26 protein-coding genes are annotated in these 23,892 nt (G+C 42.9%); 8 read left to right on the plus strand and 18 right to left on the minus strand.

Translation table 11 applies throughout. The features are described from left to right. Positions 1–24: 24 nt before the first annotated feature. From idi to LKO28_RS03765, 7 genes are read right to left on the minus strand one after another with little or no spacing between them, the layout of a single operon-like run. Positions 25–555 carry an isopentenyl-diphosphate Delta-isomerase gene (gene idi, locus LKO28_RS03735; RefSeq protein ID WP_227693353.1) on the minus strand — a complete coding sequence of 177 codons (531 nt, stop codon included), beginning with the start codon at positions 553–555 and terminating at the stop codon, positions 25–27. A gap of 25 nt (positions 556–580) precedes the next feature. Next, positions 581–1,882 (minus strand): cryptochrome/photolyase family protein, encoded by a 1,302-nt coding sequence (locus LKO28_RS03740; RefSeq protein ID WP_227693354.1) that lies wholly within the window; start codon positions 1,880–1,882, stop codon positions 581–583. Further along, positions 1,879–2,580 carry a lycopene cyclase domain-containing protein gene (locus LKO28_RS03745; RefSeq protein ID WP_227693355.1) on the minus strand — a complete coding sequence of 234 codons (702 nt, stop codon included), beginning with the start codon at positions 2,578–2,580 and terminating at the stop codon, positions 1,879–1,881. The genes LKO28_RS03740 and LKO28_RS03745 overlap by 4 nt, the downstream gene beginning before the upstream one ends. Beyond that, entirely contained in the window at positions 2,577–3,035 is a 459-nt protein-coding gene (locus LKO28_RS03750; protein ID WP_227693356.1) for a sterol desaturase family protein, read from the minus strand. The genes LKO28_RS03745 and LKO28_RS03750 overlap by 4 nt, the downstream gene beginning before the upstream one ends. Before the next feature lie 39 nt (positions 3,036–3,074). Then, a complete protein-coding gene (locus tag LKO28_RS03755) occupies positions 3,075–3,911 on the minus strand; it encodes a phytoene/squalene synthase family protein (RefSeq protein WP_227693357.1) in 837 nt (278 codons plus the stop codon). Positions 3,912–3,922: 11 nt separating this feature from the next. Then, entirely contained in the window at positions 3,923–5,392 is a 1,470-nt protein-coding gene (locus LKO28_RS03760) for a phytoene desaturase family protein (RefSeq protein WP_227693358.1), read from the minus strand. Further along, entirely contained in the window at positions 5,389–6,054 is a 666-nt protein-coding gene (locus tag LKO28_RS03765) for a MarR family winged helix-turn-helix transcriptional regulator (protein ID WP_227693359.1), read from the minus strand. The genes LKO28_RS03760 and LKO28_RS03765 overlap by 4 nt, the downstream gene beginning before the upstream one ends. A 196-nt stretch (positions 6,055–6,250) precedes the next feature. Between LKO28_RS03765 and LKO28_RS03770 the strand changes: the two genes are divergently transcribed. Next, the gene (locus LKO28_RS03770; protein ID WP_227693360.1) at positions 6,251–7,081 is read left to right on the plus strand and encodes a DUF2249 domain-containing protein; all 831 of its coding nucleotides are present in this window, start codon (positions 6,251–6,253) and stop codon (positions 7,079–7,081) included. A gap of 99 nt (positions 7,082–7,180) precedes the next feature. Here LKO28_RS03770 and katG read toward each other — a convergent pair whose 3' ends face one another. Next, positions 7,181–9,388 (minus strand): catalase/peroxidase HPI, encoded by a 2,208-nt coding sequence (katG, locus tag LKO28_RS03775; RefSeq protein WP_227693361.1) that lies wholly within the window; start codon positions 9,386–9,388, stop codon positions 7,181–7,183. 106 nt (positions 9,389–9,494) lie between these two features. Between katG and LKO28_RS03780 the strand changes: the two genes are divergently transcribed. Next, positions 9,495–10,418: a hydrogen peroxide-inducible genes activator gene (locus LKO28_RS03780; protein ID WP_227693362.1), complete on the plus strand. Its 924-nt coding sequence runs from the start codon at positions 9,495–9,497 to the stop codon at positions 10,416–10,418. Here the strand turns inward: LKO28_RS03780 and LKO28_RS03785 are convergent. Continuing rightward, entirely contained in the window at positions 10,413–11,927 is a 1,515-nt protein-coding gene (locus tag LKO28_RS03785) for an NAD(P)H-dependent oxidoreductase (RefSeq protein WP_227693363.1), read from the minus strand. The genes LKO28_RS03780 and LKO28_RS03785 overlap by 6 nt on opposite strands. Positions 11,928–12,100: 173 nt before the next feature. Here LKO28_RS03785 and LKO28_RS03790 point away from each other — a divergent pair, with 173 nt between their 5' ends. Both LKO28_RS03790 and LKO28_RS03795 read left to right on the plus strand, forming a co-directional pair. Continuing rightward, the gene (locus LKO28_RS03790; RefSeq protein WP_227693364.1) at positions 12,101–12,652 is read left to right on the plus strand and encodes a DNA-3-methyladenine glycosylase I; all 552 of its coding nucleotides are present in this window, start codon (positions 12,101–12,103) and stop codon (positions 12,650–12,652) included. 131 nt (positions 12,653–12,783) lie between these two features. Next, positions 12,784–13,401, plus strand: coding sequence for a hypothetical protein (locus LKO28_RS03795; RefSeq protein ID WP_227693365.1), 618 nt, complete (start codon positions 12,784–12,786; stop codon positions 13,399–13,401). 11 nt (positions 13,402–13,412) lie between these two features. Here the strand turns inward: LKO28_RS03795 and LKO28_RS03800 are convergent, their stop codons facing one another. The 3 genes from LKO28_RS03800 to mgrA form a co-directional block, all read right to left on the minus strand. Beyond that, positions 13,413–14,879: a sigma 54-interacting transcriptional regulator gene (locus tag LKO28_RS03800; protein WP_227693366.1), complete on the minus strand. Its 1,467-nt coding sequence runs from the start codon at positions 14,877–14,879 to the stop codon at positions 13,413–13,415. A gap of 48 nt (positions 14,880–14,927) precedes the next feature. Further along, on the minus strand, positions 14,928–16,049 hold the full coding sequence (locus LKO28_RS03805) for a vWA domain-containing protein (protein ID WP_227693367.1): 1,122 nt from the start codon (positions 16,047–16,049) through the stop codon (positions 14,928–14,930). 83 nt (positions 16,050–16,132) lie between these two features. Next, positions 16,133–17,173, minus strand: a complete 1,041-nt coding sequence (mgrA, locus tag LKO28_RS03810; RefSeq protein ID WP_227693368.1) for an L-glyceraldehyde 3-phosphate reductase — start codon at positions 17,171–17,173, stop codon at positions 16,133–16,135. Positions 17,174–17,323: 150 nt separating this feature from the next. Here mgrA and LKO28_RS03815 point away from each other — a divergent pair, with 150 nt between their 5' ends. Next, positions 17,324–18,313 carry a diaminopimelate dehydrogenase gene (locus tag LKO28_RS03815; RefSeq protein WP_227693369.1) on the plus strand — a complete coding sequence of 330 codons (990 nt, stop codon included), beginning with the start codon at positions 17,324–17,326 and terminating at the stop codon, positions 18,311–18,313. Positions 18,314–18,375: 62 nt separating this feature from the next. Here the strand turns inward: LKO28_RS03815 and LKO28_RS03820 are convergent, their stop codons facing one another. Both LKO28_RS03820 and LKO28_RS03825 read right to left on the minus strand, forming a co-directional pair. Beyond that, positions 18,376–18,816 carry a hypothetical protein gene (locus tag LKO28_RS03820; protein ID WP_227693370.1) on the minus strand — a complete coding sequence of 147 codons (441 nt, stop codon included), beginning with the start codon at positions 18,814–18,816 and terminating at the stop codon, positions 18,376–18,378. 17 nt (positions 18,817–18,833) lie between these two features. Continuing rightward, complete coding sequence (locus tag LKO28_RS03825; protein ID WP_227693371.1) at positions 18,834–19,265, minus strand: adenylyltransferase/cytidyltransferase family protein; 432 nt, start codon at positions 19,263–19,265, stop codon at positions 18,834–18,836. A 147-nt stretch (positions 19,266–19,412) separates the two neighbouring features. Between LKO28_RS03825 and LKO28_RS03830 the strand changes: the two genes are divergently transcribed. After that, on the plus strand, positions 19,413–19,595 hold the full coding sequence (locus LKO28_RS03830; RefSeq protein WP_227693372.1) for a hypothetical protein: 183 nt from the start codon (positions 19,413–19,415) through the stop codon (positions 19,593–19,595). A 9-nt stretch (positions 19,596–19,604) separates the two neighbouring features. Here LKO28_RS03830 and LKO28_RS03835 read toward each other — a convergent pair whose 3' ends face one another. Beyond that, a complete protein-coding gene (locus LKO28_RS03835; protein WP_227693373.1) occupies positions 19,605–19,991 on the minus strand; it encodes a DUF2721 domain-containing protein in 387 nt (128 codons plus the stop codon). A 73-nt stretch (positions 19,992–20,064) separates the two neighbouring features. Between LKO28_RS03835 and LKO28_RS03840 the strand changes: the two genes are divergently transcribed. Continuing rightward, the gene (locus tag LKO28_RS03840; protein WP_227693374.1) at positions 20,065–20,304 is read left to right on the plus strand and encodes a hypothetical protein; all 240 of its coding nucleotides are present in this window, start codon (positions 20,065–20,067) and stop codon (positions 20,302–20,304) included. 36 nt (positions 20,305–20,340) lie between these two features. On the opposite strand, the gene LKO28_RS03845 is transcribed toward LKO28_RS03840, so the two are convergent. Together LKO28_RS03845 and LKO28_RS03850 are read right to left on the minus strand one after the other, a co-directional pair. Next, positions 20,341–20,784, minus strand: a complete 444-nt coding sequence (locus LKO28_RS03845; protein WP_227693375.1) for an Hsp20/alpha crystallin family protein — start codon at positions 20,782–20,784, stop codon at positions 20,341–20,343. A 138-nt stretch (positions 20,785–20,922) separates the two neighbouring features. Continuing rightward, entirely contained in the window at positions 20,923–21,288 is a 366-nt protein-coding gene (locus tag LKO28_RS03850; RefSeq protein WP_227693376.1) for a dihydroneopterin aldolase, read from the minus strand. 113 nt (positions 21,289–21,401) lie between these two features. On the opposite strand from LKO28_RS03850, the gene LKO28_RS03855 reads away from it, so the two are divergent. Further along, positions 21,402–22,136 carry a DUF1080 domain-containing protein gene (locus tag LKO28_RS03855; protein ID WP_227693377.1) on the plus strand — a complete coding sequence of 245 codons (735 nt, stop codon included), beginning with the start codon at positions 21,402–21,404 and terminating at the stop codon, positions 22,134–22,136. 49 nt (positions 22,137–22,185) lie between these two features. Here the strand turns inward: LKO28_RS03855 and asnB are convergent, their stop codons facing one another. Then, the gene (gene asnB, locus LKO28_RS03860) at positions 22,186–23,877 is read right to left on the minus strand and encodes an asparagine synthase B (RefSeq protein ID WP_227693378.1); all 1,692 of its coding nucleotides are present in this window, start codon (positions 23,875–23,877) and stop codon (positions 22,186–22,188) included. Positions 23,878–23,892 lie beyond the last annotated feature (15 nt).

Genomic DNA, 23,892 nt, shown 5'->3' on the forward strand with positions numbered 1-23,892 from the left:
AGCCCGCACTGAAAACCGATTGCACTAAAAATATACTGAACTATTGATCTTTTTCATCAGTTCCGGGAACGCTTGTCGGAACCAGACGGTATACCGCATGGGTTGCGCTTTAATGGCTACTAGAATTTGGTCGGGTTGCGCCCACTTATACGCTTTTACTTCATCCGGGTTGATCACGGGGTTTTCATTCGCACAACCCACAAAAACATAATCCAGTTCGTGTTCGATAAGATTATTTTCTACGCGCTCCTTATATATAAACGAATAAATCAACTTTAACTGACTCTTTATCCCCATTTCGTAATCGAGCCGCTCTACCGCTGCGGAAGAGACATCCTCTTCCCATTGCGGATGCGAACAACAGGTATTAGTCCATAGCCCCCCTCCGTGATATTTGTGATCTGCACGCTGCTGCAACAACAGCTCGCCTTTATCATTAAAGATAAACACAGAAAATGCACGGTGCAGCTGCCCTTGTTCATGTGCAGCAAGCTTCTCCATAATAGCCAGTGCATTGTCCTTTTCATCGACCAGTACGACGTTATTACGTTCCATCTTGTTCTAATTTACAGGTTATTGTTTATGTTTCTTGTAAGGCTTTTCCATACATTTCCAAAGCCCGATTTCTTGCAAAAGCATGTTCGACTATAGGCTTAGGATACGCGGCGGTACCCCAATCCGGTAGCCATTTATTAATATAAACAAAGCCTTTATCGAATTTATTCATTTGTATTGTCGGATTAAATACCCGGAAATAGGGCGCAGCATCACAACCTGAGCCGGCTGCCCACTGCCAGTTCCCATTATTTGCTGCTAGTTCGTAGTCATTCAGCTTCTGCGCAAAATACGCTTCTCCCCAACGCCAATCTATCAATAGATGCTTACACAAGAAACTAGCCGCAATCATGCGTACCCGGTTATGCATATTGCCGGTCTGGTTCAATTCTCGCATACCGGCATCGACGAAGGGATACCCGGTTTTACCTTCGCACCAACGTTCAAATGCTTCTTCATCATTTCGCCACGGAATTGCGTCGTATTTTGCTTTGAACGACTGTTGCACCACCCGCGGAAAATGATACAAGATCTGTATAAAAAACTCTCGCCAGATCAGCTCGTTTAACCAAACGACACTATGCTGCAGGGCGAAGGCCACGCATTGGCGTACACTGATGGTGCCGAACCGAAGTGCCATACCGAGCCGCGTTGTACCCTCCTTAGCCGGATAATCACGCCACGTATCGTATGCGCGGACGATCCGTTCGTCTAGCTTAGGAAACTCAAAAGTCAAGTCTGTTTTTTCAAATCCAATTTTTTCCAAGGACGGAATAGGGATATATTCCTGTTGCAAAAAATTACTGTAATCGGGATGATACACGCGGTAGTCTGCCACATCCAATCGTTCTTTCCATTTCTTCGCATAAGGGGTGTAAACGGTGTAAGGAGATCCGTCGTTTTTCAAGATGTTAGCTTTTTCGAAGATTACATGATCTTTAAAGCTGCGGAATGGAATATCTTTCTGCCTAAAATAGGTATATATAGCCGTATCCCGTGCGATAGTTTGAGGTTCGTAATCTCGATTGCAGTAAACCGCCTGCAAATCATATTTTCTTTCGAGCAACTGGAAAATTTCTATTGGGTCGCCCTGAAAAGTCTGCAAACAGGTGCCAACCGCTTGCAGCTGCTGTTGGAGCTGCGTAAGTGCCTGATGGATATAATCTACTCGCCGATCTTGTTGGTTAGCCAGCCTGCTCAAAATATTGTTATCGAATATAAAAATAGGCAGGACAGAACCACCAGCCGACAGGGCATGATATAAGCCGACGTTATCTTTTAGACGCAAATCCCGGCGAAACCAAAAAACCGAAACCTTATTTATCATGCTGAAGTGTAGGGCGATACCGTTTGAAAGCGTTTAAAAAAATAAAGAACTAAAAGGAACTGTGTATAACCATAAACCCCATCTTCGATGGGTATGGTTCCTAAGCGTATCCCCAAAAAATCCCCGGGATTGTAATTAACGATCGGATTTTCCAACCCCGTACCGGTTAACACCCCATTGACTGGGAAAAATCCGAGCATCAGCACGGTAAACACGAGCGAAGCTTTCCCGATCCAGCTGGCTCGGGCAATAAAATGCAGATAGATTAGCGTTGCCAACGTGCTTACCGCTGTCACCAAGGTATAGATTTTATCATAATGTAACAGGGCCACGACTGCACATACCACTACACTCATAAAAACGATCATATTATTAAAGCCCGCTAAGCCATCTAGCTTAAAAAATTTATCAAAACAGAAATAAGTAAATACGCATGAAAAAGGAATGCAGATAAAAAACAACCACTCTTCTAACGGTAGGCCGGCGATAACGAGGCCTAGGGTATAATCCGTATTGAACCACCACACACCACGGGCGGTAAACCAGACATCCCAGGTAATAAAAGGTATTGCAACTAAGAGCCCTGCTTTTAGAAAAGCAGGGAAATGTCGGTCAAAACGAATGCGTCGATCAAAAGATGCTATGAAACAAATAATAACCGTTAAAAATAGTACTAATGCGTAGGTATATTTCATCATTTTTTGGCGTACTGAAAATAGGTCTTAAAATATTTGAACGGCACATATAAAAATCCGAAGCATTCCCCATTTTCTTTACCTATATGTTTATGATGCTGCTTATGGGCACGCCGAAGGGCTAGGAAATAAGGATTTTGGGTATGGGTAAAATATTTTAGTCGTTGATGGATAAAAATATCATGAACGAAAAAATATGCCATTCCATATACCATGATACCTACTCCGATGTAAAATAGATAGTTAAAATTTGCTAATGAGCCGAAATACATTAGCGCGATCGTAGGAATGGCAAAGATGACAAAGAAATAATCATTTTTTTCGAGTACACCGGTATGACTATGGTCATGGTGATCTTTATGCAACACCCATAGAAAACCATGCATCACGTATTTATGGATGATCCACGTGGCACCCTCCATAAGTATAAACGTGCCTAATGCAATTAAAAAATTCATATTAGTGTGGTTTAAATGTGTTTCTGTTCTCTTGTTGCTTCATAGACTGGCCATCTTATAGCGCAGATAACTTTTGAAAGCTACAAATGCTTTTTCTGAGTTAGGAACCCTAACCCGTTCGCTTAATATCTCATGGGACGATTTCCGCTTTATCTTTTGGAATAAGGACAAGTAATATTTGTAGGCGAGGTAAACGCCGAACATCGACGAACTCGGGAGCTTCTTGATACCGATTAACGCCTCCTTAAATTCTGCTTCAATTTCTTTTTCAATCTGGTATTTTACCGTGTTATCAAATACCGCCATGTCAATATTTGGAAAATACGTTCTACCTAAGACCAGGTAATCGTCCTTCAGATCTCTTAAAAAATTTATTTTCTGGAATGCAGACCCTAGCTTCATGGCATAGGGCTTTAATTCTTGGTATTTTTCGTTGTCGCCATTGGTGAAAACTTGCAGACACATTAAACCGACCACTTCTGCCGATCCGAAAATATACTCCTTATATAAGTCCGAATTATAATCTACCTTTTGCAAGTCCATCTCCATGCTGTGCAGAAACTGGTTAATCAAACGCCGATCAATGCTATAGCGGCTCACCGTTTCCTGAAAGGATTGTAAAATGGGATTCAAGGATATACCGTCGCTCAAGGCATCTTCCGTCTCTTTCTTTAGGCGTTTCAATAACTTCTCTTTATCGTATCCGTGAAAACTATCCACGATTTCATCGGCCAGTCTAACATACCCGTAGATGGCGTAGATTGCTGACCGGATAGACGGTTTTAACGCTAAGATACCAAGCGAAAAACTTGTACTGTATTTTTCAGTCGTTATTTTGCTCACCGAATAGGAAAGCTCGTCAAAAAGCTGTTTCATAATACCTCGCTTTATCTTTGTTTATCTATTTCCCTCGCTGCAATTTTCCCGGATATAATCGACGGTGGAACGCCCGGACCGGGGACCGTCAACTGACCGGTATACCATAAGTTTTTCAATTTTTTATTGCTGATTTTCGGCTTTAAAACAGCAGTTTGGCTTAAAGTATTTGCCAAACCGTAGGCATTGCCACCGTAAGCATTATAATCTGTTCGAAAATCCTGAACACAATAACTTCGCTTATATTCAATTTTTGAACGTAAATCACTCAGACCAATATGCTTTTCGATTCTGGAGAGCATTTCGGTTAAATATTTTTCCCGTATGCTCTCGTCGTCCGCAATATCCGTAGCCAAAGGCATCAAGAGAAATAGATTTTCTTTGCCTATCGGTGCCATTGCTTTATCAGTTTTAGAAGGACAGCATACATAAAACAAGGGCTTCTCCGGCCATTTCTTCTCCTGGTAGATACAATCGATATGATCATCCAACGGATGTTCAAAAAAGAGTGTATGATGTTTTAATTTCGGCAGGGTTTGGTTGATACCCAAGTAATAAATCAAGCTAGAGGGAGCAAATACCCTGCTCTCCCAATAAGCGTCTGTATAGTTTCTGTATGCGTCGTCTAATAGGCTTTCCGTATGATGATAATCGGAAGAGGCAACAACCGCATCGAAAGCGTACGTTGCACCATTGATCGTTAAATCGGTTACCTTTCCCTTTTTGGCATGTATCCGTTCAACATTCTTATGAAAGTGAAACTGTACACCCTGCTTTTCCGCAACAGCCTTCATGGCGAGGACCAACTGATAAAAACCGCCCTGTGGATAATGTGTTCCGAGGGCATATCCGCCGTAATTCATCAGACTATATAAGGCGGGAATCTGTTTGGGCGAAGCTCCCAAAAAAATAACCGGAAACTCCATTAAGGTCCGTAACTTCGTCGTTTTGAAATAAGTGGCCACATAAGTCCTGAAATTTGTTAACAGATCCAATTTCCATGCACTTTTCAGCGTCGTAATGGACACGAACTCGCTCCAACGCGCAGCGGGTTTATACACAAAATCCCGCATACCCACCTCGTATTTAAATTTAGCGGATTGAAGAAATTTTTCCATTTGTGCTCCGCCGCCTTGCTCCAGGCGTTCGGCTAGATTTTTTAGTTCTACGACACCTTCGGGAACGCTGATTTTTTCATCCGCAAAAATCATTTCAAACTGCGGGTTCAAGGAAACCAATTCGAAAAAGTCGGACGCTTTATAACCAAAATCCATAAAAAAGTTTTCGATAATATCGGGCATCCAATACCAGCTGGGCCCCATATCGAATACATAGCCCTCATCCGTCGAAAACTGTCTGGCCCGGCCCCCTGGCTGGCCATGTTTTTCAAACACATGAACCTCATGCCCCGACTTTGCTAAATATGCAGAAGCAGATAAGCCCGAAAAACCAGCACCTATGACGGCTATTTTCTTTTTCATATCTTCTTTTCTTTTTGTGCTTCCTGCAGCAAATGCTCGGAATCTATATTTTTTTCGTATATGATTTGATGATAATCATTCAATTTATGCAACAAACGGATAAGCTCCATTTTTTCTGGATGGGTGAGATCTCCGGTAACTATTTCAGTCGCTTGTCGAATCTTATCCATATGCACTGCTAAGACCTCCATTCCTTTTTCACTGATACTTATCACCTTACTCCGTTTGTCATCTTCCGAAGCTTTTTGAGATACCCATCCTTGCCCAATCAAGCGATTGATGATCTGCATACCGCTAGGCTTCTCATGCACATTCTTTTTTATCAGGTCCATCTTTGTCATTTCTCCAAAAGCTTTCAGATTAATGAGATATATAAAATCTTCCTGGCTAGAAAAAGGAGAACCGTATATCGCTGATTTGGAATAACTTTTTGCATACCTATTCATATGGACAATTAGCGTATTAATTACGCTGTCCGCACTGCGTCCTTTTTCTTTACCATCCCAAAAGGGCTCATCCAACCGATTATCACTTTGGCTATGGGTAGCGATCCATTGTTTAAAATGCTCGACAGTCGGCTCCGATTCTGGGACAGCACGCTTATTTTCTATCTCAAACTGTGCTATTAAATCAATAACATCCTTAACCAGTTTATAGTTCATTTCCTCCCGTTTGATAACAAAGATATTATTTACGGTAGTATATAAAGAATAAAATTATTCTTTTTTTAAAAATATTTAGAACTATAAAAAACCAATTTATTACTTATCTCACAAAGAATCATGAACCACGCACCTACGCCGTAGGTTATTTACCGGCTCTTTTCCGTATATTTGAGTGTACTAAAATGCCAAGCCTATGTTGGTCAATGAACGCACAAAAATTGCTACCTTGCTGAAGCATCATCCCGATGCATTGGAGACGATTATTAAACTCAGCCCGGATTTTAAAAAACTTAGAAACCCGATTTTGAGAACTTTAATGGCGGGCAGAACCACTATAGCGATGGCAGCAAAGATAGGTGGCTGCAAACCCGCAGACTTTTTCGCAGCTTTGACGCCTTTGGGTTTTGAAAGAGAATATCTCTCCCCAGCCGACGCACCGAAGGGAGATCTTGATCCGCAGCCAAAACCGGCCTATCTTCAGCATACGCAACCCGATCAATTTATCCGTTTTGATGTACGGGAGATATTAGCCAAAGGAAGCGATCCGCTCAAGGCTATTCAACAGAAAGTAAAATCTATCAGCAGCGGGCAAGTATTGGTCATCATCAACAGTTTCGAACCGACTCCTTTAATCAAACTATTGGAAAAGCAAGGTTTTACAAGCTATGTTAATCCTGTTGACACCGATACTATTGAAACTTTTTTCTATAAAATAAATAAGGATGATCAAGCTGCGCCGGAAGTGTACTCCCCGCCAAAGAATAATTCGGACGACTGGTCTACCGTAATGAAACAATATGAAGGAAATTGCATCGAAGTTGACGTCCGGGAGCTGGAAATGCCCCAACCTATGATGACGATATTGGAACAACTGGAGACGTTACCTGCGGATCATGCACTATATGTACATCATAAAAGAGTTCCGGTATACTTGCTTGAGGAGCTTAAAGAGCGTGCATTTGACTATCGTATTAACGACGTGCAGGCTGGAGAGGTTTATTTGTTGATATTTAGAAACAAATAAAGGCCCCGCAGCTTTTTTACTACAGGGCGCTTTACTTTCGCCTTACGTAGAGTTTTACAGTTGATAACGTAAGGCTATTTCTTTTGGACGCAGCAAGCGTTACGATTTGACATCAAATCGATCTAAATCTGCTACTTTCGCCCAGGCAGCGACGAAGTCGTTTACCATCTTTTCTTGTGCATCATCGGCAGCATAAACTTCAGCCAATGCACGGAGTTCGGAATGCGAGCCAAAAACAAGATCCGCCCGTGTAGCCGTCCATTTCACTTCGCCCGATTGACGATCCACACCATTATAGCGTTCTTTGCTGGCATCTGTAGCCTTCCAAGCAGTTTGCATATCCAAGAGATGAACGAAGAAGTCGTTACTCAACACCCCTACCCGATCAGTGAACACGCCGTCTGCGGAGTGGTTGTAGTTGGCGCCCAATACGCGCATCCCTCCTACTAAAACCGTCATCTCTGGTGGAGTCAGCGTCAATAATTGCGCTTTATCAATCAAAAGAGATTCTGTAGAAACAGTGGTTTTCGCTTTTAAATAATTGCGGAATCCATCAGCATAAGGCTCCATGTGTTGGAAAGAATCCACGTCGGTTTGCTCGGCTGTTGCGTCCGTTCTACCTGGACGGAAAGGCACCGTTACCTGAACACCCGCATCTTTTGCGGCTTTTTCTACAGCGGCGTTACCGGCTAACACAATAAGATCCGCTAAAGAAATTTTCTTATTTCCAGTTTGTGCTGCATTAAAAGCTTTTTGTATCCCTTCCAGCACACGAAGAACATCTTCAAGCTGGGCGGGATTATTGACAGCCCAATCCTTCTGCGGGGCTAAACGGATACGTGCGCCGTTTGCACCGCCACGCTTATCTCCGCCGCGGAACGTAGAGGCCGAAGCCCAAGCTACAGATACTAACTGTGACACGGATAAATCGGTCGCCAATACGTCTGCTTTCAATTGGGCAATATCTTGCTCGTCGATCAATTCAAAATCGATCGCTGGTACTGGATCTTGCCATACGAAATCTTCCTGCGGAACTTCCGGACCTATATAACGTGATTTAGGGCCTAAGTCGCGATGCGTCAATTTAAACCATGCCCGGGCAAAAGCGTCTGAAAATGCTTGTTGATCGTCTCTGAATCGACGAGAGATAGCGCCGTATATGGGATCTACCCGCAAGGAAATATCTGTCGTCAACATCCGCGGCTCACGGCGCGCTTCAGAATGTGCCATCGGCACCATATCTTGCCCTCCGTTATCTTTCGGACGCCAGTGGAAACCACCACCCTCTCCTTCCGCAAGCTCCCATTCGTATGCAAATAGAATATGGAAGAATTCGTTATCCCAACGGGTGGGGTGATATGTCCAGGTTACTTCTAAGCCACTGGTGATGGTGTCATCACTATGACCTGACCCGTATGTACTCTGCCATCCTAAACCTTGAGACGCTAGATCATCACTCTCCGGATCGACGCCTACATGTTTGTCTGACGCAGCTGCACCGTGCGTTTTGCCAAAAGTATGCCCACCACCGATCAATGCCACCGTTTCTTCGTCATCCATATTCATATTGGCAAAGGTTTTGCGAATTGCCCGAGCGGCATCCAACGGATCATGGTTACGGTTTGGTCCTTCCGGATTCACATAGATTAAGCCCATTTCGGTTGCCGCTAGCGGATTAGCTAATTCCTCTGGATTACGATGTGCTAACCACTCTTTCTCATCCCCCCAGTACACGTCTTTATCTGCTTCCCAGACATCTTCCCGACCGCCAGCGAAACCTAGAGTTTCAAAACCCATATCCTCTAGCGCCACCGTACCCGCTAAAATAATTAGATCGGCCCAGGATATTTTTTTACCGTATTTTTTCTTGATCGGCCAAAGTAGCCGGCGCGCCTTATCTAGACTCACATTGTCTGGCCAGCTATTTAATGGTGCAAATCGCTGCTGACCTCGGCCTCCGCCTCCTCGACCGTCTTGTATACGATAGGTGCCAGCACTATGCCAAGCCATACGCACAAACAAGGGACCATAATGGCCGAAATCTGCGGGCCACCAATCCTGCGAATCTGTCATCAATACTTTTAGATCACTTTTTAACCCTGCATAATCCAATGAAGTAAACTCTTTCCGGTAATTAAATGCTCCACTAAAGGGAGCCGCATAGGGGGTATGCTGACGCAACACATCCAGTGTTAATTGGTCAGGCCACCAATGCTGATTAGCCGTACCTTTGTTTCCTTGATGCGCTTTTTTTGCTTCTCCGTTATGAAACGGGCATTTGCTGATGTCTCCTGAAATATTTTCCATGCTTGTTTCGTTTTTAACTTTGTTCTTATCTTGTGATACAAAGGAGCTGAAAAGATATTATTAAACAAAACTAAAAATCTCTACCTTTGATTAAATTTTATCTAACATGAATATACAACAACTTCAATATGTGGTTGCTATCGATGAACAGCGCCACTTTCAGAAAGCCGCAGCGGCCTGTTTCGTAACACCGGCAACATTAAGTATTATGCTAAAAAAACTGGAAGAAGAATTAGACACCACGATTTTCGACCGTTCAAAGCACCCGATCGTACCTACCGAAATGGGTAAAATTGTGATTGAAAATGCACGGACGATCTTATCTGCAGTGGACAAGATGCAATATGAAGTAAAATATGCGACGACGGATGACGAAATACAAGGAGAATTAAGAATTGGGATCATTCCTACACTTGCTCCCTATTTACTACATCTTTTTATACCGGGTATGACGGCAAAATATCCCAAATTAAAATTACAGTTGAAAGAGCTACGTACGCAACAAATCACGGATCACCTTCGAAAGGACAAGATCGATGTCGGTTTGATCGCACTTCAACAAGAAACTAACGAGTTTAAAACCCACCCACTGTTTAGGGAACGTTTACTGGTGTTCGCCCCTGAACCACAGACTAAATTAAAAAGCAATTATATCTTGTCGGATGATATTGATCTGAGTAAGTTATGGTTATTAGAAGAGGAACATTGCTTGCGGTCGCAAGTCATGAACCTTTGCTCCTTGAAAAAAACCAATTCAGACAGCGAACATTTGACTTTTGATGCCGGTAGTATAGAGACTTTAGTTAATTTGGTAGAAATGACCAATGGTATCACCATCATTCCAGAATTAGCCGTGCTTGCTTTCACGCCAGAAAGAAAGGCAGGCGTAAAATATTTTGCCGAGCCGGAACCTGCACGGGAAATCGGTATGATAACCTACCGGCATTTTGTAAAAGAAAAATTGCTGAATACGCTGGAAAAAGAAATATTATCCGCGATAACCCCTATCCTAGGGAAGACTAGTTTATAGCAGCTTAATGAAAGGCGCCAACGCAAACCACATAATATAGGATAAAGCTACCACGAGAATGCCGTCGATTCTATCGGGTTTCCTCTCAGCGCGTGCAAATCTAAACAACAATACGAGGAGCCAGATAGCGTGTAGCGCAGCGATATAGATCATATCTCCGTAAATCTCCTGCAATAGAGCTGATTCGCTCAAAAGCAAAGTGGATACAATAGACAACGACACAAAAAAAGCAGCCAGATAAGCGGCTTTCTCCCTCCCCAAACGAACAACCAGCGTCCGCTTTCCGGCTTGCTTGTCCGCCGTAAAATCGGGAACCCCTCCCATGATAATCGCAGGAAGGATCGATAGAAATAGTGGCACCCCCAATAGCCACGGGAAAACGGTATCCATACTTCCTCCCTGAAACACAAAACCACAAAGGATGACCGCAAAACTATGGGTAAAACCAACCACCACTTCTCCCCAGCCATGGTAAGAAAGTTTTAACGGCGGAGCCGTGTAGGAAACAGCTATCAGGAATAAGATGCTAACCATCAAAACAACGTGAGGAAAAGCCGTCGCCGATAGCAAGGCTACGGCCATCATAAGCCCACAAGTTATAAAAAAAAGTAACTTAATAGCCCGTTTAATGGCAGACGCTGAAATCAAGCCGTTTACTAAAACCCTAGACCCTCCGGAGAACGGACTAAAGAATCGGTTTAATCTATCCGTTTCCCGGTCATAGTAGTCATTGCTAAAAACGACAATCACTTCCATCAGAAACAATAAAACATACCCGAGCAAAAATACGGTTAAATCAAACCCACCGTGCAACTTCAAAAATGCCAAAGCGCCTATTCCATATGCAAAAAAAGTCATGGGATAAAACTGGAACCGGATAGCCTGTATCCAAGGTGCTATTTTTCGCATAGTCTTTTCCCAAGGAGTCAGCACGCCGTTTTGAAGACCTCGTCCTTTTTCGTAAACCTTCATCAACCACTGCTGTTTCTTTGCATCAGTCGAATGTTTAATGGGACTCAGCAACATCTTCCTTACAGGTCTCACTCCACAAAATTTGAGTGTAGCGTTGGTTAATGCTTTAACGGCGGGGGCTCCATTCATAAACCTATCCACCAGCACAGGTGTATCCATTGTCGTGATTATTTGTGCTGTTCGCGGACTTAACAACTTATCGAAAGCATCTGGCTGGATTTCTCTAAAGGCGAATCCGGGTGTCAATGTTCGGTCAAGGAAGCCCTTTAGCAACGCGGGCATATTGCCCCACCAAGTGGGAAAGACAAACGCGAGATGATCGGCCCACTTAATTAATTCTTGCGCTTTAATGATATCATCCTCTAAATGCTGATATTGCGGAGACGGCACGATTACGTTCCATTCAAAATTCATATCTGACAGTTGGAGGTAAGCTACTTCCATACCGGCTTCTTTTGCTCCGCGCACATAGGCTGCGGCCACCGCAGCACAATAGCTATCCTTACGAGGGTGTCCTAATATCACTAAAACTTTCATATTGTTGCTTTATGTATATAACAACGCGATCTGTACAAAACTGTTTCGGATTGCACCGCGATTTAGGATAAACTGGTTGATTTCATTGATCGGTAAAAACCGAAATGTTTAGCACAAAGTTTGTATATTGCAGTGCAAACCGGCTTTATCCAGAAAATCTTAGAATCAAAGAAATGAGTTATTGTTCCGCTATAGAAGCCATGCAATCCGAAGAAAAAAAGAGATTGCACAAAAATTATCATGACAATCACTACGGTTTTCCCATCCATAACGACAATGAGCTCTTTGGTAGATTGCTATTAGAAATCAACCAAGCGGGGTTGAGTTGGGAAACAATCTTAAAAAAAGAAAACGGTTTCCGGAAGGCGTATGATAACTTTGATATTAAAAAGATTGCGGCCTATACCGAAATGGATCAAGCAAGACTTTTAGCTGACCCTGGAATTATACGGAACAAACTTAAAGTAAATGCAGCAATCGAAAATGCCAAAACAATTCTCGGCCTACAACGGGAGTTTGGCTCATTCGAAAATTGGCTGACACATCACCATCCGAAAACGAAAGAAGAATGGGTAAAATTATTCAAGAAAACCTTTCGCTTTACAGGAGGTGAGATCGTTAACGAATTTTTAATGAGTATTGGTTATTTGCCCGGCGCCCATTCGGAAGATTGTCCGATACACCACGAAACCGTAAAAAGAAATCCTATGTGGGCAAGGCGATAAAACATTTTCGCTGAATATCAATCAATTATTTGGTCTTCGCTTTTAAAATCGCTCGTGCTTTTTTAAATAATTCCTTAAATTGCGTGCGTTATAAGCCTAGCGTATGACGTCGTTTGATTAAAATAAGGACTATGTGGACATTTGCGATAAAACAAAAGATGACGGCAGCAATCTTGTTGTTCACCGTTATCGGTCTGGTCATGTTGACGAATATGCGCGAGCAACGAATAGCCGCACGTATTAGTACGACCGTGACCTCTATCTATGAGGACAGATTGGTGGTTGCTCAATATATCCTTAAACTATCTAAAGAAATAGAATCGATTATAGCGACGTTTGAAAAGGGGGATGCAGGAAATACCACCGTACTTGCACAGCGACTTAGTGCAGTGGCAGCCCTTAATGTATTATATGAGGGCACTACGCTGACGGCGACCGAAAGGACAAATTTTGAGGCGTTCAAACAGCTGTGCCAAACGATCGCCCAAAATGATAAGGCGGATAACCGTCCTGCAGCCTTAAGAGCGGCACGGGAAGCCGCTGAGCGACTACAAATCTTGTCATCTATACAGGTCGAAGAAGGAAAGAACCTGCTAGACGAAGTACTGAGCATGACTTATTTTTCAAACATCTTGTCGTATCTGGAACTGATTATTTTGATTATAATCGCGGTAATTATTCAGGCCCTTGTCTTTAGTTCAAAAACGATAGCCGGCTTAAAAAAACCTACAAATGAGAATTTGAATTAAATATAAATGTTTCAGATATTATTTCGCAAATATCCTTGGATATTGTCTTGAATCTGTATACTATTACGCACGCGGTACTTGCTTAATTTATTGTGCAGGGCTAGTCCCCAAAGTAAAAATTCGCTAAGAAAAGGAATATCTTCCGGCTTAGTGTCTGGACGGTATGTATCTATCACCGTACGAACAGGCTCCACCTGCGCTAGGGCCTCCTGGTATGCTGCTTCCGATAATTCGTTGGGTAGTTCGATACCGTCCGACTCTAGAAACCAACGCACGATGTCATCATAAGGATAGCGTATATTTTCTTTTTCCAACTTTTCTATTTCGGGAAACAATGTTGGAAAAATAGTCTTTATTGCATCTTCAATGAGTTGTATCGCCACGGATGCCGCTCCTTCCTGTTCACCTTCGTACAGTAACTCCACTTTTCCGGTAATTGCGGGTATAATTCCCATAAAATCACTCAATCGGACCGCCGTGCCCGTGTCGCCGCTACGCAACATCCGCAGTTCTGCCGTACTTAGTAAGTTTTGAAATGCCGTAATACCCATGCGTGCACTGACCCCACTTTTTGCATCGATATATTCGCTTTCCCGTGCTGAAAAACTAATTTGCTCCACAATTTCACGCGCTAGTTCGGGAACGTAAATATGTTCTTTTTGGGTAATTTCCACTTGCGCTTCCTGCGCGGTAATTGCCTTGGCTACGGCTATAGAAGTCGGATAATGCGTTAAAATTTGTGATCCGATACGATCCTTCAACGGCGTCACGATACTTCCTCGATTAGTGTAATCTTCTGGATTAGCCGTGAACACAAATTGCACATCTAAGGGCAAGCGTAGTTTGAATCCCCGGATCTGTATGTCACCTTCTTGCAAGATATTGAATAGGGCGACCTGAATCCTTGCTTGGAGATCTGGTAGTTCGTTAATCACAAATATCGACCGATTCGCACGTGGAATCATGCCGAAATGAATGACGCGATCGTCCGCGTAGCTTAATCGTAAATTCGCTGCTTTAATTGGATCCACATCACCGATCAAATCTGCAACGGTGACATCCGGTGTGGCCAGTTTTTCTGCGAAGCGCTCATCGCGATGAAGCCAGCTGATCGGTGTATCGTCTCCCTGCTCCTTCAGCAGCTCTATCGCATAGCGAGAGATTGGATTATAAGGATCATCATTGATTTCAGAGCCAGCTACGACAGGAACGTACTCATCCAACAACCTCACCATAAGACGTGCCAATCGAGTCTTCGCTTGGCCGCGAAGTCCTAATAAGTTAATATTGTGTTTGGACAAAATTGCTCTTTGTAATTCGGGGATGACCGAATCTTCATATCCGTGGACGCCCTCAAAAACCGTTTCTCCCTTACCTATTTTCGCGATCAAATTTTGACGTAGCTCTTCTTTTATTGTCCGGGGCGCATAACCCCTATTTTTCAATTCTCCAAAAGTTTTTATACTCGTATAATCCATGTTTCGTTATTCAATTTTTCGTATGCTATCTTTTTAATGGCATAAAACTTAACGTATCCGCTTTTTTCGGTTATTTTCGTAATCTTCAAAGATCATTTCACCCAGATCTCCCAGCCCTGTGTAATAAGCTTTGCCGCGATTAGAAGCGGTAAACTCATCGACAAATTCCTGTAAATAGGGATCTGAGGTAATCATAAATGTGGTGATCGGTATCCCTAGTTTTCTGGCCTGAGCTGCTACTCGGTAACATTTATTGGTAATAAACGGATCTAGCCCCATTGGATTCTTGTAATAGGTACCGTCGGGCATATTCAGGCAACTTGGTTTTCCGTCCGTAATCATAAATATCTGCTTGTTCGCATGCCGCTTCCGTCTTAATATATCCATGGCTAACTGCAAGCCGGCTACGGTATTGGTGTGAAACGGACCAACTTGGAGATAAGGGAGATCTTTAATGGCTATAGGCCAAGCGTCGTTCCCGAAAACGATCACATCCAACGAATCTTTAGGGTATTGTGTAAGAATCAGTTCGGACAAAGCCATCGCTACTTTCTTAGCGGGTGTAATCCGATCTTCTCCATATAGGATCATGCTATGACTGATATCAATCATCAGGACGGTACTCATTTGTGATTTAAATTGGGTATCCTCCACCACAAGATCATTTTCGGACAAACTGAAATCGCCTATTCCATGATTAATCTGTGCGTTTTTTAAGCTCTCTGTGACCGATATTTTTTCTAGACTATCCCCATATTGGTAACTTCGAAAGTCTCCGGTATTCTCATCGCTCCTTCCCGCATAATTGGTTTTATGATTTCCAGACTTGCCCTTACGCATTTTACCGAAGATTTGGTTCAGTGCATTTTGCCGTAGTGCTTTCTCCAGTTTTGAGGTGAGATCTACTCCTCCTCCACCACGGAAGTCTAGACGCTCCACAATGTAACCTTTGTTTTTTAGATCTTCGATAAAATCATCGACCGTGTATGCTGGGGTGGTTAGCTTAAACTCCTTGTCCAGTTGGCGCAACCAGTCTATTGCTTCCTCAAAGTCACCTGAGGTGTGGGTAATAAGTTCTTTGAATAGCTCAAAAAGCTTATCGAATGGGGTCTGAAAGGGCTCTTCGTATCGCTTAAAGATGAATCCGTTGTGTTTTACCGCTTTCTTCATAACGTTAAATTTACGACTAAATACCTTTAGTCGAGTCTGAGAAAAGTAACAATCTAAAAAAAGCTAACCGAAAATCCGTTTACTCAGGTTCCGGCATCCAATTCCGCTGATTTTGCCCAGATATTCAAACCTCCGTCCGTCGCATAACGATTGATCTCTTCTAGTTCGACATCACTGAAGTCTAAATTAGCGATCGCACCTACGCAATCGATGACCTGTTCTGGCTTACTGGCACCAATAAGTGCCGAGGTTACCCGGCCCTTTCTAAGAACCCATGCAATCGCCATTTGCGCGAGCGTCTGCCCTCTGCGTTCAGCGATAGTATTCAGGGCTTTAATTTTCTGCAAGTTATCTGCATTAATAAAACTTGGCCGGAACGACTTTTTCTCTTTGGCACGACTTCCCTCCGGAATGTCATTCAGGTATTTCGTGGTAAGCATGCCTTGTGCAAGCGGCGAAAAAACGATCGATCCAATTCCGTGTTCATCAAGCGTGTCGAGCAGTCCATCGTCTTCGATCCAACGGTTTAACATCGAATAGCTCGGCTGGTGGATTAAACAGGGGGTTCCCAATTCTTTTAGGATAGAAACTGCTTCTTTTGTCCGTACACTATTGTAAGACGAGATCCCGATATACAATGCTTTTCCCGATCGTACGATCTGATCCAACGCCTGCATGGTTTCTTCCAATGGTGTTTCCGGATCGAAGCGGTGGGAGTAAAAAATATCCACATATTCCAATCCCATACGCTTAAGACTTTGGTCGCAGCTAGCGATGAGGTACTTTTTGCTCCCCCATTCTCCATACGGCCCGGGCCACATGTCGTAGCCTGCTTTGGAAGATATAATTAGTTCGTCCCGCAATCCTGCAAAATCTTCTTTGAGTATACGGCCGAAGGCAAGCTCCGCACTTCCTGGAGGCGGGCCATAATTATTAGCTAGATCAAAATGCGTAATTCCATGATCAAACGCCGTCCGGCAAATCTGCTGTTTAATATGGTGGGGCTTGTCGTCCCCGAAGTTATGCCAAAGTCCCAACGATATCGCCGGTAGTTTCAGGCCGCTATGACCGCATCGGCGATATTCCATTTTTTGATACCTGTCTGGATTAGGGTTATAATACATATTTTATTCTCCGTTTAACATCCTTTTATTACTGTACAAGGTACGATATAAATCTGATTATATAAACCGTTTCGATGACTAGGACGGCCATCTTACTCGCTATTTTTTCGTAGATTCGCCCTCTTTAATGCAGCGTTTTTTATCTTAACCATGGGAAATACAACAAATAATATTTTAAGAATTGGTATCGTAGGGTACGGAAATCTGGGAAAAGGTGTAGAAAAAGCTATCAAACAAAACCCAGACATGGCGTTGATTGCTATTTTTACCAGACGTTCGCCGGACGCGATCGATAGCCAAGCTAAAGTCGTGTCAATGGACGATTTGGAAAGCTATAAAGACCAGATAGACGTCATGGTATTATGCGGCGGATCTTCCACTGATTTACCTGCGCAAGTGCTTGATGTTTCTAAATGGTACCACACGGTAGACAGTTTTGATACTCACGCAAAAATACCGGAATATTTTGCGAAAGTAGATGCTTGTACGAAAGCAAGTAACACCCTTAGTCTAATCTCGACAGGCTGGGATCCAGGATTATTTTCTTTGGCTAGATTACTCGGCCAAAGTGTGCTGCCAGAAGGGGAAGATTATACCTTTTGGGGAAAAGGTTTGAGTCAAGGACATTCTGATGCCGTCAGACGTGTAGCGGGCGTTAAAAACGGTGTACAATACACCATTCCGATCGATAATGCATTAGAGCGTGTCCGTTCGGGCGAAAACCCGGTATTAACCACTGCGGAAAAACACCAAAGGGTATGTTATATTGTTCCGGAAGACGGCGCCGATTGCGATGCGATAGAAACGGCGATCAAAACAATGCCTAACTACTTCGCCGACTACGATACTACAGTCCATTTTATCAGTGAAGAAGATTTAAAAAAGGATCACGCTAAGATGCCTCATGGCGGCATTGTTTTTCGCTCAGGAGTAACTGGCGAAGGTAACAAGCAGCGTATTGAATTTAGTCTCACTTTGGAAAGCAACCCTGAATTTACGGCCAGTGTATTGGTGGCATATACCCGCGCGGTAGGCAAAATGGCTAAGCAGGGACAAACGGGCGCAAGAACCGTTTTAGACATTCCCTTTGCATACCTCTCTCCAAAATCGGAGGAAGAGTTACGCCGAACATTATTATAAAAATAGGCATTTCCGTTCACAGCCGTTACGAATAGTAACGGCTTTTGAATTTCTGGGCAGATTTATTTATGGAGCAATCCAATGCGGGGTGGCCGCTTTAAGAGAATGGTACACAAAACTGTATTTGAAATAAACTGCAGCAGTTTTTGTGCGGAACAATATTTAGAAACTAAAAACTGCCGTAAGTCTTTGCCCACCTTTACCGGACTATTTTTTTCGCAATCGTTACAAATAAATAAAACGCTACTATTGGGAAAAAGTTTCTGCAGCTCTTTTAACTTCCGTTTTTTCAGATTCAAGGAGGGTTGGGTACATATCCCTTCGTAATCCACGAGGATGACGTCCGGCAGTCCGTAGTGATTTAAGCTTGCTTGCACGTCTTTACCGGCTAGTGCATCCCATAAAACATCGACAAAGCCGTCGGCTTCTGCCTCAATTAGCAGTCGGTAAGCCATGCGAAACCGCTTATTATTACTCACTATCCCGACTGTAACCTTGTCCATAACGCTATGAAATAATGTTATTTAACTAATTTTGCCTTCATCATCTCCTTCTCGGTGACCAAATTCCGAAGCCCATCGCTTGTAAAACGGTGTTTCCGTTTGGTGTAATAAATTGCTATTCCTTCTTTTAGGCAATATTCTCTGCCTGGGAAATGGGTTATCCCCTCCTGTACGAAACGTATATCCACGGGCAATGACTGTAACATATCGAGCAGGTCTTCATCGGACTCATACGGTATAATTTCGTCGACGTAGCGACAGCCTTCTAATTTAATGAAGCGTTCAACAACGGTCTGCGTTGGCTTGTTCTTCTCTGGACGGTCCAAAGTAGGATCTGTCTGTAAACCGCAAATCAGAAAATCGCATTGTTCTTTTGCATCTTCTAGCATTTTAATGTGTCCCGCATGTAAAAGATCAAATGCAGAGAAAGTTATTCCTATTTTCATCATAACAAATTATTTTTCAAGGTGATGAAACTATCACATTTATCCAGGCCTCTGTTCGGTCTGCATAAAATCATGATGGTTTCACGGTAGATCATTTAATGTCAACTTGCTAAAGTGTACCTACATAACACTTGGTTTACAATCTCGTTTTTGTATACATACGCCGATAGGGCACTCGTATGTTTCTTTAATTTTTCCTCGTCGCCCCAGGTCTTCGAAATTCAGCAAGAAGGCGAGTGGCAAAAAGTGATGGATTCTGCCGATCCCCAATGGGGCGGTACGGGCGCCGCTGTGTATGATCCCCATGACGGCGCGCTGATGGTTCCGGCCTAATCCGGCTGCTTATTCCATATCACTGAGTTCTAATTCCAATGCTTTGTTACTCAACTGGATTTCGATAAAGGATATGATCAACGAAATCGTAAAAAATAAAAGGCTTAGCCCAAACGAGATCTCCGCTATCAGGGTATGGTCTAAATAGATGCCATACATACAGAAGATACAGGTAAGGAAACTTAATATGCCCATGCCCTGCATGTGACGAAGTAGCTTTAACCGATAACGAAGATTACCGATTTGCCCTTCTAGGATACCTCGTCGATTATGTTCCAGATATTTAGCGTGTAAACGGCGAACCAAAGCGGCTAATGCTAAAAACCGATTGGTATAAGCAAGCATAATTAAACTTATAGCTGGAAAAAGCAAAGCGGCTGTACTGTATGTGATCATAAGCTGAATATGATTTAATGTTTATACGGTAAGATACAAACTCTTGCTAGGATTTTAAAACCGATTCCTGCATGTGAACACTAGTATCCCCTTTTTCTTTTTGCGCCGGTCACCTAACGATTTATCTTCTGCAGTAGAGGTTCACACGATTTTAAATCACCTCAGCAAGTCGTTTCAAACAGAGGCAAACAACATGCGAACAGAGACACTCTTTTACCAGATATCCAAGACGGAAAAGGTGAGCGGTAAGGATGATCATTATGACATCATCTTCATATCTCGCGCATATAAAAAGCCCCTACCATTTATGTAGGGGCTTCATCCTCACCTTAAATCACACTACTCACAATTATTTCACGTCGATAAGTCTTTTTGCAATAATTGCATCTTCTTTCTTACCGACGGTTACATGTAATACACCGTCCGTATATGCCGCTTCGATCTGGTTGTAATTGACAGATTCGGGAAGGGAAAACGAACGTGTGAAAGAACTAAAACTAAATTCCTTTTTACTGTAGAATTTGTCTTCGGACGCCGACTCTTCTTTTTTTTCAACAGCAATAGTGATCAGATTCTTATCCACATTTATTTTAAAATCTGATTTCTGTAATCCGGGTGCAGCTAGCGCAATCTCGTATGCTTTTTCGGTTTCCGAGATATTTACCGCTGGAACACGCGTTACTAAACGGTCAGAAATAAATGAATCGTTGAAAAAGTTGTCAAAAAAGCTGTTTACATAAGGGTTGACAACGTCTGAATTTACAGTTCTGTTTGGAAATTTTATTAATGCCATGTTTATATCCTCCTATTTTTTATTTTTTATCTGTTTGGTATTAATCAAATGTTATACCGACGCGAAAAAGATCAAAAACAAAGACATTTTGACACTTTAATTTATTTTATACAGACAAAATGACACTAAAATAGGTGATTAAGATTTATAATGCAGACTTACTGCTGTTTGCACTTGGTCATGCCCAAAGGGAGGCGTTAATTTACGGATAGTGATATGTATTTCATGCACAAATGTGTACCGCGACCGAATCCCCGAAAGCAGTTCTTCCGCAGCAGACTCTAGCAGTTTGCGTTCGCTTTTCATAACCGCCGTTAACAGTTGAAATAATTCTTCATAGTTGACGGTATTAACCAGATCCTCTGGATCGGGACTACAGAAGGGAAAAAAAACATGTACGTCCACTAAAAATTCATTTCTTAAAAGACGTTCTTCTTCATAAAATCCGATCGGTGAAAAAAAACGCACTTTCTCTAATGCCACTTCCTGCGTAATAGAACCCATACGCAAACATAAAAAAAGATGCCGTCAGGATGCAAACATTCGGGGACTTTTTGCAATTATTAAAATTAATTACATATTATTGTTAAAATAAAACACAAAAACTTAAACGTCCCATGTATATCAGATTAGGAAGTACCTTATTGTTTTTGGCGCTGGCAACCAGCGGCATGGCACAAACAAAATTCCAACCCGAGGACACCGAATTCTATTCACCCAAACCTCGGATAGTATCCGTACAGCACAATGTCCCGAGCGATGCCATCGTTCTGTTTGACGGTAAAAACCTAGACCAATGGACGAGCCGAAAAACTCCGGATCAAGCCGCAGCATGGTCGATTGAAAACGATATTTTAACTGTTAAGCCCGGAACGGGCGACATACAGACCAAGCAGCAATTTGAGAACTTTCAACTTCACGTGGAATGGAAAAGCCCCACCGTGATCAAAGGGGATGGTCAGGGGCGCGGAAATAGTGGCATATTCCTGCAGGGGCTATACGAAATCCAGGTATTAGATAATGACAACAATCCAACCTACGTTAATGGTCAGGCAGGAAGCATCTACAAGCAACGCCCTCCACTGGTCGAAGTCAGAGCTTCGGAGGACAAATGGCATCGCTACGACATTATATACAATGCTCCCCGATTTAATGAAGATGGCATGCTGATTAAAAAGGCTAATGTTACTGTATTGCATAATGGTGTGTTAGTACAGCATAATACACCGATTGAAGGTACAACGGAATATATAGGTTTACCTAAAATGGAAGCGCACGGAGCAGGACCTATCGTACTACAGGATCATGGCGACCTCGTGAGCTTTCGTAACATTTGGATTAGACCTTTATAATAAAGACGCCCTTTCGGGACGTCTTTATTATTATTTCCATAGACAAATATTATAGGGCCGGATGGGATGTTTTTTCATAACTATCGTTATGCACCTGTGCTACTGCTCTGCCGGACGGATCGTTCAAATGCTGAAAGGAAGCGTCCCATGCTAAGGCTTCCGGCGTACTACAAGCCACCGACTTCACAGAAGGAACCGTTTTAGCAGCGGCCTCCGATGGGAAATGAGATTCGAAAACAGAACGGTACAAAAACTCCTCTTTGGTTTTAGGCGGGTTAATCGGAAAACGGGAAGCTGCTGTTTCAAAGTCGACATCGGACACCTTTGTTTCGGCTAATTCTTTCAATGTATCGATCCAACTATACCCGACTCCATCCGAAAACTGTTCTTTCTGTCGCCAAACTATGCTTTCTGGTAGATAGTCTTCAAACGCTTTACGTAAGACCCATTTCTCCATTCTGCCATCTTTGATCATTTTATCAGCCGGATTGATGGTCATCGCCACATCCATAAACTCCTTATCCAAAAATGGCACACGTCCCTCCACTCCCCAGGCTGCCAATGATTTGTTTGCCCGCAGACAATCGTACAGATATAATTTCCCTAGTTTTCGAACGGTTTCATCATGAAATTCTTGGGCATTAGGCGCTTTATGAAAATACAGGTAGCCACCAAAAAGCTCGTCAGACCCCTCACCCGATAATACCATTTTGATTCCCATGGATTTAATGACGCGCGACAAAAGGTACATGGGGGTCGAGGCACGAATAGTAGTTACATCATAGGTTTCCAGGTGATAAATAACGTCCCGCACCGCATCCAGACCTTCTTGGATCGTAAAGTTAATCTCGTGGTGGATGGTACCGATATGTTCGGCGGCTTTTTTAGCCGCAATAAGATCCGGCGCACCTTTTAAACCAACGGCGAATGAATGAAGCTGAGGGTACCAAGCATCATCGACCCCTCCCGTCTCAATGCGCTTAGAAGCAAACTTTTTCGTGACCGCCGCAATTACAGATGAATCCAACCCACCCGATAACAGTACACCATAAGGGACATCCGACATCAGTTGCCGTTGTACCGCATCTTCAAGCGCCCTTCGTAACTTTTGTAAATCTGTTTCGTTGTCCTTCACCACCTCATAAGATGTCCAATCACGTGTATACCACGCTTTAGGTTCTTCCCCTTCGTTGCTACACAAGTAATGTCCGGGAGGAAACTGCGTTATTTCTATACAGAAACCTTCGAGTGCCTTTAGTTCCGACGCGACAAAAAACTGTCCGTCTTTATCTTTACCATAGTATAAAGGAATTATCCCCATATGATCCCGCGCGACTAGAAAAGAATTATCACGTGCATCATATAACGCAAAGCCAAATATCCCATTTAAATCTTCTATAAATGACGCTCCTTTTTCCAAATACAGCGCCAAAATAACTTCTGAATCCGATTGTGTGGTAAATTCGTAATGAGGTAGTGTATTTCGGAGTTGTTGGTGGTTATAGATTTCGCCATTGACGGCAAGAACAACGTTGCCATCCGGACTGAATAGCGGTTGACTGCCGGATTTTGGATCGACGATAGCCAACCGTTCATGGGCTAAAATAGCTTTGTCGCTTGTGTAAATACCTGACCAATCCGGTCCGCGGTGACGAATGCGCTTTGACATTTCCAGTACTTGCGGTCTCAACGTCTCTAAAGAAAATGGCCTTAAATCAAAAGCCCCAACAATTCCACACATAAATTTAAATTTTAA

The organism is Sphingobacterium sp. FBM7-1 (assembly GCF_020687765.1).
Taxonomy (GTDB): Bacteria; Bacteroidota; Bacteroidia; order Sphingobacteriales; family Sphingobacteriaceae; genus Sphingobacterium.